Raw genomic sequence first — 12,423 nt, forward strand, 5'->3', positions numbered from 1 at the left:
TTATACTAAGTTAGTGAAATATTTATTTAAGGTATAGTAAAAGTTGTAAATTCATAAAAATTAACAATCTATTATATTATACTTATAAAGAAATCAAATTGCAACTTTATTCCTTCTTTTATATACTGTAATTACTTTATTGTAACTTATAAACTAATGATGCTTTTTTTAAAGTATCATTAGTTTATTTTGTTTCATATTTAAAAAGAGTACTTAATTTGTAAATACTCTTTTATAGTCTCTTTATATTTTAGCAAAATTACATGCAGGGTAAGTACATACATCACAGTTCATACAAAGTCCTCCATGACCATATCTAGCTATATCATACTTATCAAGCTTTTCATCAATCAAGACTCTAGATAGAACTATATCAAACACTGTAGTTTTATGATACATTGCACAACCTGGGATACCCATAATTGGAACTTCTCCATAGTAAGCAAGTAAAAACATTGCTCCTGGTAATATCGGTGACCCATATGTTACCAAATCAGCTCCAGTTTCTTTTATTGCTGTTGGTGTTACATCATCTGGGTCTACACTCATCCCACCAGTACAACAGATAAGTTCTGCTCCCTGACTTATAAACTCTTTTATTGCATTTTTTATAATTTCTTTATCATCTGGACATATAGTCTGTCCTATAACTTCACAACCAAAACCCTTTACTTTTTCTTCTATTACTGGTCCAAATTTATCGACAATTCGACTATAGAATACTTCATTTCCAGTAGTTACAATCCCTACTTTTTTAGGCTTGAAAGGCACTACATTTACTATTTTTCTATTTGCAACCACTTTTTTTGCTTCTTCTAATTTTTTCTCATCTATAACTAGAGGTATAACTCTTGTTCCAGCTACTTTTAGACCTTTATTTACTATAAAATTATTATGAAGAGTAGCCATCATTACTTCTCCAACACAATTCAAATCAAAAAGTGCATCAACATCTATCTTTAAAAGTCCATCACATGCTGCTATAAAATCTATCTTTCCTTCTTTTATTTCACTAAAATCTAGATTTTCTCCAGCAGTTAATTCTTTTAAAAACAACGCACCTTCATTTTCATGAATCATGCCTTCTGATTTTTCCCATACATACAAATTATCTTTACCAAGAGATAATAAAACTGGAATATCGTCTTCTTTTACTACATGACCTTTTTTAAACTTTCTTCCTTTAAATTCTCCAGGTATTATTTGAGTTATGTCATGACATAAAACTTGTCCAACAGCATCTATAGTTTTTATTAACTTCATAATTTACCCCCAATTCTTTCATAGTCCGTTTTTGTATCAATGTCCAATAATATTTCTTTAGGAACTTCTACATACTTTATTTTTGATGAATTTTTTAAAACGGTTTTACCCTTTTCATCTTCTTTAAGTGCCAATAATTCTTCTTTTTTACTATATGGGAATATAACTGGATTTCCACATACGTCTTTATTTCTTGGAATTACTATAAAATCTCTATCTAATTTAAAAGTATTTATAATTTTATCTATATATATGTTGTCAATAAATGGCTGGTCTCCCACAAAAAACATATAGCCATCACATTTTGAGCTATTTAAAATACCTAATTTTATGGATTCACTCTGACCTATATTCGCATTTTTATTATCCACATATTTAAAACTATATTTATTGCATAATAATGATACCTCTTTATATTGACTTACAACTACAACTTGATGAAAATTAATTTTACTAACTGCTTTAAATACATGCTCTATTATAGAACATCCTTTATAATCTAATAAAAGTTTATTTGTTCCCATTCTTCTGGCAAAACCTGATGCCATTATTACTGCATTTATCATATATATCATCCTTGTTATTTATAATAATATATTGATAGTTCTATGATTTTTATAATATCGCTATTGATATTATCTATATATATAATATCATATAAACTATTTTAATACTTCAATATCTTGTACAAAACTTTTGTTTTATACTTCCATAAAATATCTCCATTTTACTTTCATCTTCTTTAATACTTTTTATTAATCTTATAGCTAAATTTTTATACTTTTCATTTTCAACTTTATTAATGAATAATACTTTTTGCCCACAATAGTTTCTAAATAGTCCATTTGGATTTAATACTATATTTTTTAAATTTTCAAGATTCACTGTAGAATTACTGCTAGTATTATATGTATCTATATTTGCTATTTTTTTAAATATGTCTAATCTGTGTATGTTTTCTTCATTAATATCCATTCCAAATGAAGTAATATCTAATATTCCTACAGTTTTTGTAGTTTTATGATATACTACTGGTTCTCTATCATTCCATCCTTTAAGTCTTTTTTTCTTTGAACCATCTCCCTCTATTAAGACTAAATCAAATTTGTCTACAATTTTGTCCAAAATAGATGAATCAAGACCTACTATTTTATGTTCATTATTTATATAGCTTCCACATACTGTTACTCCATGACAAATAGATGGAATAACAGTTCCATCTATTGTCATAATTATATTTTCATAGTTATCTGGTACGTATATTTTAGTTGTTGTTGTAAGGAGAACTTTTAATTTATCTCTATAAAAATCTGCAAAGTAGTTTATAAATGAAGTTTTTCCTCCTGCTCCAACTACAGTTATTATTTCATTCTTTCCAATTATATTTGATAATTCCACACTTTCACCTCTTATAACTAGTTTTTTAATCTCTTAATTTTTATAATTAAACTTTTTAGTAAAAGTGATTTTTGAAATTCCATAAACCCTAAAGTAAATAGATTCTGTTGTAAACAACAAGGCGGATCCAATTCGCCGCTAAGCTGTAAGCTTACGCTATCAGTTTATCTTTAAATATAATTAAGATATTCTTATTCTTTGTGGCTGTTTTAATATTTGAGGATTATTCTTCAAATTGGATAAATCAGCTATTTGTGATTTTTTTAATATATTAAGACCAGCATTTACATCTGCATTTATAATCATACCCATGCTAGATTTATATTGACCTCGAGTTATTCTTTCTCCTTTAAAGTCATATTTTTGTACATTATCCAAATTGATATCAGGTATAAAATCATCAGCAAAAAAATCAGATTTACTGGTATAACTTTCTTCTTGTCTAATAAAATTAATATTTTTTATTTTGCATAGATATTCTAACTTCCCTTTTATCTCTCCAAAAGGAATTCTTATAAAATTTCTATATATTTTCCTCTCCACATTATCACTTTTTTCTAACTTAGCATTATATCCTACAATTAAGTTGCCAATATTATTTTTTACACAGTAATCAATTATATAAAAACAAGTTTTATTTACATAATCTTTAACCTGATTATTCCTTTTATTCCATACCTTAAATTGCCTTCTTGTAATTGTTGTTATGTTCTTTTTTAATTTTAAAGCTTCTATTTTATCATTCTGCTTATTTGCCCACTGATTAACAGATTTAAGCCTTTTTCCATCTATGATAAAACTATCACCTAGATTGGTAACACATGTACATAAGTTTTCTAAACCTAAGTCTATAGCTAGTGCATTTTTTTGATTTGAAACTTCCTCTGATTTCGGTATCTCATAACAATACTGAATTTCAAAGAACCTAGCCTTATGTTTAGGTATTATTCTTATTTCCTTAATCTTTTTCTCTAATATATTTTGAGGAACTTTTATACTTACTTTCCCATATAATTTTTTAAATGCTGGAGACATAGGTACATTTAGAATACCATCTTCTTTAATTCTTATTTGACCTATTATTATGCTAAAAAATCCTTCCTTGTTCAGATATTTAGGTGATTTTATTCCTCTAAAATCATACTTTCCTTCTTTAGCCAATTTAATTAATCCAAAAAATGACCTAAATGAACTATCAACTTCTTTCAATATCTGTTGTGCTATATTACTATTGAGAAATTTATAATTTTCGTTTTCTTTACATACGTGATAATTGGCTTCATAATTAAGATGTTCTCCTTGATTAAAATAGTGTTGTCTAACATTATATGTACCGACATTATATAAATTTTTTGCTAAGAAACACATCTCTCGTAGAGCTTGATATTCTTTTTTAGTTAAGTTTTTTAATTGTTGTCTTTGAGTTCCATAGTGTATATTTTTTATTCTACTTGGCATAAACTCACCTCCTTTAGAATATACTCTACTAGACATTATATATGGTATTTTTACAAAACACCATATATAATGTCTATTTAATTACTTTATTTTACAAAATAATTTAAATTTACATATTTTTATATATTATATTACATATTATAATGGTTTGTTATTGTTTTTCATTCCCATATAAACTTTTTCAAATGTCATAGGTAGCTCTCTCATACGAACACCAGTAGCATTGAATATTGCATTTGCTATTGCAGGAGCTGGTGTGTGTATTACTATCTCTCCTAATGATTTAGCACCATAAGGACCTCCTGGGTCAAAATTGTCAGCAAAATCTACTAATATATTTCCTACTTCTTTTTTTGTAGGAACTTTGTATTGTAAAAAACTATCTGTTAATAATCTTCCGTCTTTATCAAATATAGGGTCCTCATACATTGCAAACCCTATACCCATCATTACTCCACCTTCTACTTGTATTCTAGCTAAAGTTGGATTTATAACAGTTCCACAATCAGGGACACATGCAAAATTTATTACCTTATATTCACCCGTATTTTTATCCAGTTCTATCTCTGCAAACCCTGCTATAAATGGTTTTATTCTTTTTAACATACCAAAAGACTCTGTAGCTTCTAAAACAACTGGTACATCATCACTAGCAAACCCTATGCCTCCTACTGATTCTCTACCTAATTCTTCCGATAATACAAATTTGCTATTATCATTTTTAACAAAAACTCTGTCTTTTCCCAGCTCTAAATCTTCTTTTTTAAATCCCAGCTTTGATTCTGCCACTGAAAGTAATATTTCTTTCAATTTATTTGCTGTCTTTATTGTTGCATTGCCTGTAACTGTTGTAGTACAAGATGCAAATGCTCCTGTATCATATGGACATAAGTCTGAATCACCTGTATAAACAGATATTCTGTCTACAGTAGTATTTAAAGCTTCAGCAGCAATTTGTGCTTGAATTGTATCAGCTCCTTGACCTAAATCAGCAAGACCAGATAACAACTTATATGTTCCATCTTCATCCATTCGTATAGTAACTGTTGCCATATCCACACGTGGTATACCAGAACCATGATTTGCAACTGCCATGCCTACTGCTCTTACCTTGTTATTTCCTATATCTTTACATGGATACTTATCATCCCAATTTATTAATTTCTTACCTTTTTCTATACATTGTTTTAACTCACAACTTAATATTTCTTCTTCAGCTGCTTTTCCATTAGTGTATCTATCTATTATGTTTTTAATTCTAAATTCAAGTGGGTCCATTCCAATCTTATTGGCTAATTCATCAATAGCACTATCTATTGCAAATATTCCCTGTGTAGCACCATATCCTCTAAGTGCTCCTGCTGGTAATCTATTCGTATAAACTGTTCTAGCATCAAATCTAACAGCATCAATATCGTTATATATTGGCAATGTATTATGCCCAGATTCTGAAGAGACAGAAACACCATTACCACCATAAGCACCTGTATTGTTTAATGACTTTAGCTCTATTGCTTTTAAATTGCCTTCTTTATCTGCACCCACTCTGACATCAAAAAACATTTCATGTCTACTATTAGAACCGACAAAAGTTTCACTTCTTGTAAAAATAAACTTTGCTGGTCTACCAGTTTTCATAGTAACAAATGCAGTAAATATATCTGTAGCTGCTATATTCTTTCCTCCAAATCCTCCACCTATTCTAGGCTTTATTACTCTTATTTTTGAAGATGGAATACCCAACACTTTTCTAAGTATTCTCTTTACATTGTGTGGTGATTGTAATGATGAGACTACAACAATCCTATCATTTATGTCTTTATATGAGTAAGACCTATGAGTTTCCATCATACAATGTGATTGACTTTGAGTTTTATATGAAGATTCAACCACAAAATCACTTTCTTCAAGTTTGGCTTCAACATCTCCAAATTCAAAAAACTCTTTAGATACTATATTATTTTTTGCATCTAACCCAAAAGGATACGGCTCTACTATATCTTCTTCTGGATGTATAACAACCTCATTTCCTTCTGCTTCTCTTGCATTAAATACAGGTTTTAAAATTTCATAATCTACCTTTATCATCTTTAAAGCTTTAAGTGCTGTTTTTTCATCTTCGGCTGCTACTAGAGCTACCTCATCACCAACAAATCTAACTGTATCTTCAAGTAAAACTCTGTCATATGGAGATGCTTCTGGCTCTGTTTGACCTGGGACACAATATCTAACTTGTGGCACATCTTTATAAGTATAAATACCCACAACACCTGGAATTTTTTCAGCTTTTGATGTATCTATATTCTTTATTTTAGCATGTGCATATGGACTTCTAAGTAATTTTAATGTCAAAACGTCTTTATGCATTATAAGGTCTTCAGTATATAGAGGCTTTCCTGTAACAATTGCTGTACTATCTATCTTTCTTATCCCCTTAGTAATCATTATCGACTTCCTCCCTCAATAACATTATACATCCTTTTAACTAGTGCACTTGCCATATCTATTCTATAATCTTTACTAGCTCTCATATTACTTCCATAAGTTAATTCTTCACTTGCAATAATAGATGCCTTATCTATATCTTTTTCTTTACTTAATATGGCACTTGCTTCAAGTGCTATTTTTGCCCTTTGAGGTCTTGCTCCAATTACTATTTTGTAAGTATTATTTTCTTTTAACATAGCTGAATTTAGTATAGAAAAATCTCCTGTACACTTTCTTATTGAGTCAAAAACAGCTATTGCATCTCTTTTTGGAAGTATTACCTCAACTAATATGTCTTTACTTGACTTATTATCTAAAAACTCATTTAATTCTAAGACTCCTTCTTTGTATAATCTTACCTTTGCTCCAACAACCAAAAGTGCTGGTATTAAATCAGAAAAACCATACTTTGAAAATACACTAGCACCAATTCTAGCACCTTGCCTAAATTGAACTCCTACTATATTAGAAACAGCACTTGAAACTATTCCACTACAGTAATTTTTAATAGTTTTGTCTATTTCTATACTTCTAAGAGATGTGTCTGCACCTATAAAAATATTTTTTTCATCTTCTTTCATATAATTTAGATTTATAGCCTTTAAGTCTATAGCTGTTCCTATATTCTTATTACTTAATTTTATAAATCCGCATCCTCCTAAAACAACATTATTTTTTTTAGAAGTTAGAATTTTATATGCTTCTTCTAAGCTTTCTGGAACTGTATATTCTTTTATAGTAACCATCTTGTCCCCCTATCATCAGACTCATTAAAATTTAAAACTTTTAAATATATCTTTCAATTTATATCAATAAATGTGATACGTTTGATTCACATATATTAACGATTTACACTATAAACTTTCCTTTTTATCTTCAACTTTATCGTTCTTATTTTTAGGAAATTTTATCATATACAAGGCTTGAACTATTATAGCTACCATTGCTCCTGAAACTACACTTGAATCTGCAAGCAATGTCTCTATAAACTTCGGAAATTTTTCAAGAACTTGAGGAGCCACCATAAATCCTATACCAGAAGCCATAGAGAGACCTAGTATCATGCTATTTTCTTGATTGAACCCATCCATACTAACAAGTCTTAAACCAGATGTTGTAAGAGTTGAGAATATAACGAGTGTTGCTCCCCCAACCACACAAGGAGGAATGGTTCTTATTAGATTAGCTAACAACGGTGATATTCCTGCTAAAAATAGCCCAATTCCTCCAATAGCTAATACAAATTTACTTACAATCTTTGTATTGGAAACGATTGCAGAATTTTGACCAAACATCCCCATTGGAGTTGCAGAAAATAATGCGCCTATCGTAGATAGTACTCCATTTCCTAAAACAGCAGAAGAAAGTTCTTCATCCGTTACTTGTCTATTGAGTCCTCCTACTGCAGAAAGCGTACATGCACCCATAATATCTGCTATCTCAACCAAATATATTATTGAAAACATCACTACAACTTCGATTCTTATATCTAGACCAAAAATAAGTGGTTTTGGAAGCGCAACCAAAGTAAACTCTTGAATTGAAGAAAAATTTACAATACCCAAAATTAGTGATAAAATGTATCCAAAAACTATGCTAACTAATATTGATGCATCTTTAAACAATCCTCTTCCATACTTGTTTAATCCTAATATCATAAGAGATACAGAGATTCCAACTATAAAATTAATTGGCTGTCCAAAAGTTTCATTTCCCATACCTCCAGCTAAGTTTTTTATTGCTATTGGAAAAAGTCCAAGACCCATACATGCGACTATTGTTCCAGATACAACTGGAGTAAATATAAATCGTATTTTTTTAAGGCCAAAACCAATTATAATTATTACTATACCAGCTATTATTTGAGAACCAAATAAGACTGGCAATCCATACTTCCCTGCAACAGAGACTCCAGCACCTATAAACATTGCTGTAGCTCCCATTATAACTGGTATTCCTCCTCCCAATTTAAATCCTTTAAATAGAGGTATTGGATATAACTGTAATAAAGTTGATACACCTGCAAAAATTAATGCTGCTTGAATCAACAGTGTTGACATTTTATGATTAAGCCCAGCTGCATTTGCAATCAATATAGCTGGTAAACAACTTCCTATTACCATTGCCATTAAGTGTTGTAACCCTAAAGGTACGGCTTCCTTTAGTGGTGGTATTCCGTCTAATTCAAATTTTGATGTACTTTTTGCTTTCATAATAAAAACTCCCGTTACATAAAACTTATTGAATTATATAAATACTTAAAAATCTAATATATTAAATTAAATGATGTTTATAAATTTTGATTATACTTCCTTATACATTTAAGCTCTTAAACTTAAAGAATGTGTACAATAAATTTAATTATTAACAAATAAACTTATTCTATCATTTTGTATATGTTATTATACAGTAGCTTACAAACATAAGAATATTATAGCTATGAATTTTTAATTTTTTACAATATATTTAATCCAAGTTAAATCTTTCAATCTTAATCATTATAAGTTATAAGTTTTCATAAGTATTTATATTTTGTAAGTTTTAAACATTTACCTATAAACGCTACTTTATAGATGCCACTTTAAATCCAGTGACCTCATACTTTCATATGAGCGTAGACTATTTCTTCATCTTCAGCATTACCTGCTAAGAGCAACCCGTTTCCACTATCAATAGCTTATAGTGTACTCTCTTTCGAGATAGTCGTTTGACCTTCCTATTTCTAGGCTTGGCGACCAAATGTCCATTATTAAGTACTTAGGCTCTCACCATATACCATCCTTACTATTGTTTCTGGTTTTCACCACATTCATAAAAGTTTCTTTCTATCTTTTATTGTAGTTGTAAGGCTTTAGGATTTACTGGTTTTAAAGTTGTGTCCTACATAGATTTCTCTATGTACGGGGCTAAAAGTACAATTCATTAATATACTCTGCTTTACCCCCTGTAAATAATATTATTTACTCTTTCACTGTTTTTGTTATTAAATTAATTAAATAATAATTAATTTAAGCATAAAATAATTTTTAATTTAAACTCAAAATATTTATGAATATTTTATAATATAATTCTCATAAGACAGAAAAACTTAATAAGCTATGTATCTCAGTTGTATCAATGTACTCTCCTTTACTATATTTGTATCTGCAACATAAAACATACAAGTTTCTATCTATTTATAGATATATATTAATACCTATAATTAAAATAGTAATATTATTTGTGTAATAAGAACTTTATTTACATTACTATTTATAACTTTTATAGAGCAATTTTGATGCCAATATTTACACACATTTATTTGGTATAAAATTTTTATACTTTTATTGATAAAATTTTACTTATTTCAACCGTTCTATTACATTTTTGCATTTAAATCTTAAGTTTTATTTTTATAATTTCATTATATCTCTATAAAAAAAAGACCTTAAAATAATTTTTTAGCGGTCTTTTCTCAAATTTTTATTTTCATTTCTAAAATTTATAATAAATAACAGTAACATTATAAGTATTTTTATATAAGATTTTTTATTTTGTGGATGATAAATTAGTGAATTAAAATGCTATCTGACTGATTTTAGTTTGACAATATCACTCCAATTTTTACTAGTAGCTAACTCTACTAAATCTAAGTCTCTTCTTATTTCAGCAACATCTTCTTTTATAGCATTTGTATCACCTTTTATATGTGCTATATTATGCTCCATACTATCATGAGTAGCTTTATTTATTTCAGAATTATGTAATAAACTTCCTAAAATATTACTCTGCTCCTCCTGTATCTCTTTTATTGATTTTTCTTCGTTTTCTAGAACATCAATTTTTACTTCAATTCCATATAATTTCTCATTTGCAGTGACTACTTCTTCCTTAACTTCACTCATCTCTTCACTAATACTGTTTATTTTATTTTGCATAAAGTTCATTTCTGATTTAACTCCAGATATATCTTCTTTCATTATAGTCATTTCTTGTCTTATTCCAGACATATCTTCTTTTACTACGCTTATCTCCTGTTTTAATCCATTCATTTCTTTTTTCATTATGTTTACTTCTTGTTTCACTTCAGATATATCTTTCTTTATTATATTCATCTCTTGTTTTATTTTAGACATGTCTTTTTTTAATACATTTATTTCTTGCTTTACTTCAGACATATCTTCTTTTAATATATTTATCTCTTGTTTTACTTCAGACATGTCGCCCTTTAACGCAGTTATTTCTTGTTTTACTTCGGACATATCGCCCTTTAACACTGTTATTTCCTGTTTTACTTCAGACATGTCGCCCTTTAACGCAGTTATTTCTTGTTTTACTTCGGACATATCGTCCTTTAACACCGTTATTTCCTGTTTTACTTCAGACATATCGTCTTTTATACTAACTACATCTTTATTTATAATATGTAATAATTCTAAAATCTTATCTTGCACTTACATCACCATCCCTATTAATTATTATAACATTTTATACAAATGCTATACAATGTTAACATATCTATAAAAGAGTTATTAATAATTAATCAAAATATAAAACAATTACAAATAAACTAAAAGAGACTAACTCAAAATATAGATAAGGCTCTTTTTTATTGTTGAAAATGATGAAAATATATTTGATTTTATACAAAAAAGAGTGCCTCATGAACTAAAAAGTTAATTTTGAGACACCTACTTTTATTTCTATCTAAAGTTTTATTTTTTAATTATTCTTTATAAAAAACCTATGCATTCAATTCTGAACATGAAATTTTTCTTCCAAGTGCTTTTGGTTTACAAACCGATATGCAAAGACCACAGTATCTACACTCTTCTTCATTTAACTCCATCTTATCGCTTAATTTTCTTGCTTGATATGCACAGACTCTCTCACACATCTTACATTTAGTACATTTTTCTTCATCATAAGTAAATTCAAAGCTAAGTCTTTCATTTACATCGCCCATATGCTTATGTACTATACCACAAGCATTTTCTATAGTGTTATACCCTAGTCTACTAAGGTTAGATTTTAAATCATCATGTATTTTAGATATTACTTGTGCACCTTTTAAAATTACCACTGAACATATACCAACAAAGTCAGCACCTGCCATAATCATTTCTAAGGCATCGTCTCCACTAACGCATCCACCTAAACCAATTATTGGTATATTAACTTCTTTTTTTATTTCATAGATTCTTTGTAAAGTTATTGGCTTGATAGTTTCTCCACTTAGGTATCCTATTCCATTTCCACCTAATAAAGGTTGACCAGTTTCTATGTCTATTCTAAATGCTGGTCCTACAGAATCACAAGCAGTTATTGCATCTGCTCCTGCTTCTTCTAATTTTTTAGCAAAAGCTCCTATTTCATCTATCATAGGAGGAAGTTTAACTATTACTGGTATATTTACTTTTTCTTTAGCATCTTTAAGCATTGGTATCAAATCTCTATAGTCATAAGATACTAATTCAATAAAGTCAGCTCCTGCATTTGCAACTTTCTCTACTAATTCACTACTTTCTTCGATTGTATGACCTATTGAAGCTATACAGACAGTCCCATCTTTTTTCATTTGTGGTATTTCAAAATCTATCCATTGTTCTGGTTCAAAATCTGTCCATTTCTCATTATTTAAAAGAGCATTAGCTGTATTTCTAACCATATGTGGTGCTGGATTTATAGCTCTTTCTTTTCTTATAGTCTTAGTAACAACTGCCCCTGCTCCTGCATCACTTAATATTTTACATCCAGCTGCACTATATGTTAATGGTCCTGAACCTATTATAAGTGGTGATTTTAATTCTTTACCTAAAAAATTGTACATTATCTGCT

The 12,423-nt window shown here is 28.9% G+C and carries 9 protein-coding genes; all 9 read right to left on the reverse strand.

The genetic code is table 11. From position 1 onward, the window contains the following. Positions 1-243 precede the first annotated feature (243 nt). Complete coding sequence (locus tag ACTG44_RS10850) at positions 244-1,263, reverse strand: molybdopterin-binding protein (protein ID WP_021384915.1); 1,020 nt, start codon at positions 1,261-1,263, stop codon at positions 244-246. Then, positions 1,260-1,829, reverse strand: coding sequence for a molybdenum cofactor cytidylyltransferase (gene mocA, locus ACTG44_RS10855; RefSeq protein ID WP_021384916.1), 570 nt, complete (start codon positions 1,827-1,829; stop codon positions 1,260-1,262). The genes ACTG44_RS10850 and mocA overlap by 4 nt, the downstream gene beginning before the upstream one ends. Positions 1,830-1,938: 109 nt before the next feature. Continuing rightward, positions 1,939-2,661 carry a selenium cofactor biosynthesis protein YqeC gene (yqeC, locus tag ACTG44_RS10860; RefSeq protein WP_021384914.1) on the reverse strand — a complete coding sequence of 241 codons (723 nt, stop codon included), beginning with the start codon at positions 2,659-2,661 and terminating at the stop codon, positions 1,939-1,941. 180 nt (positions 2,662-2,841) lie between these two features. Then, positions 2,842-4,119 carry an RNA-guided endonuclease InsQ/TnpB family protein gene (locus ACTG44_RS10865; protein ID WP_479918998.1) on the reverse strand — a complete coding sequence of 426 codons (1,278 nt, stop codon included), beginning with the start codon at positions 4,117-4,119 and terminating at the stop codon, positions 2,842-2,844. 138 nt (positions 4,120-4,257) lie between these two features. Then, a complete protein-coding gene (locus ACTG44_RS10870) occupies positions 4,258-6,564 on the reverse strand; it encodes a xanthine dehydrogenase family protein molybdopterin-binding subunit (RefSeq protein ID WP_479920444.1) in 2,307 nt (768 codons plus the stop codon). Continuing rightward, the gene (locus tag ACTG44_RS10875; protein WP_479920445.1) at positions 6,564-7,352 is read right to left on the reverse strand and encodes an FAD binding domain-containing protein; all 789 of its coding nucleotides are present in this window, start codon (positions 7,350-7,352) and stop codon (positions 6,564-6,566) included. The genes ACTG44_RS10870 and ACTG44_RS10875 overlap by 1 nt, the downstream gene beginning before the upstream one ends. Before the next feature lie 108 nt (positions 7,353-7,460). After that, the gene (locus ACTG44_RS10880; protein ID WP_479920446.1) at positions 7,461-8,819 is read right to left on the reverse strand and encodes a uracil-xanthine permease family protein; all 1,359 of its coding nucleotides are present in this window, start codon (positions 8,817-8,819) and stop codon (positions 7,461-7,463) included. Positions 8,820-10,169: 1,350 nt separating this feature from the next. Further along, positions 10,170-11,039: a coiled-coil domain-containing protein gene (locus tag ACTG44_RS10885; RefSeq protein ID WP_479920447.1), complete on the reverse strand. Its 870-nt coding sequence runs from the start codon at positions 11,037-11,039 to the stop codon at positions 10,170-10,172. A gap of 290 nt (positions 11,040-11,329) precedes the next feature. Continuing rightward, positions 11,330-12,415, reverse strand: coding sequence for a hypothetical protein (locus ACTG44_RS10890; RefSeq protein WP_021384921.1), 1,086 nt, complete (start codon positions 12,413-12,415; stop codon positions 11,330-11,332). Between the last annotated feature and the right edge of the window lie 8 nt (positions 12,416-12,423).

This window comes from Clostridioides sp. LIBA-2809 (assembly GCF_056688965.1).

Excerpts from the sequence above, each read along its gene's own strand:
- ACTG44_RS10865 (WP_479918998.1), bottom strand. The coding sequence starts at position 4,119 with ATGCCAAGTAGAATAAAAAATATACACTATGGAACTCAAAGACAACAA.
- ACTG44_RS10870 (WP_479920444.1), bottom strand. The coding sequence starts at position 6,564 with ATGATTACTAAGGGGATAAGAAAGATAGATAGTACAGCAATTGTTACA.
- mocA (WP_021384916.1), bottom strand. The coding sequence starts at position 1,829 with ATGATAAATGCAGTAATAATGGCATCAGGTTTTGCCAGAAGAATGGGA.
- ACTG44_RS10850 (WP_021384915.1), bottom strand. The coding sequence starts at position 1,263 with ATGAAGTTAATAAAAACTATAGATGCTGTTGGACAAGTTTTATGTCAT.
- ACTG44_RS10880 (WP_479920446.1), bottom strand. The coding sequence starts at position 8,819 with ATGAAAGCAAAAAGTACATCAAAATTTGAATTAGACGGAATACCACCA.
- ACTG44_RS10890 (WP_021384921.1), bottom strand. The coding sequence starts at position 12,415 with ATGTACAATTTTTTAGGTAAAGAATTAAAATCACCACTTATAATAGGT.
- ACTG44_RS10875 (WP_479920445.1), bottom strand. The coding sequence starts at position 7,352 with ATGGTTACTATAAAAGAATATACAGTTCCAGAAAGCTTAGAAGAAGCA.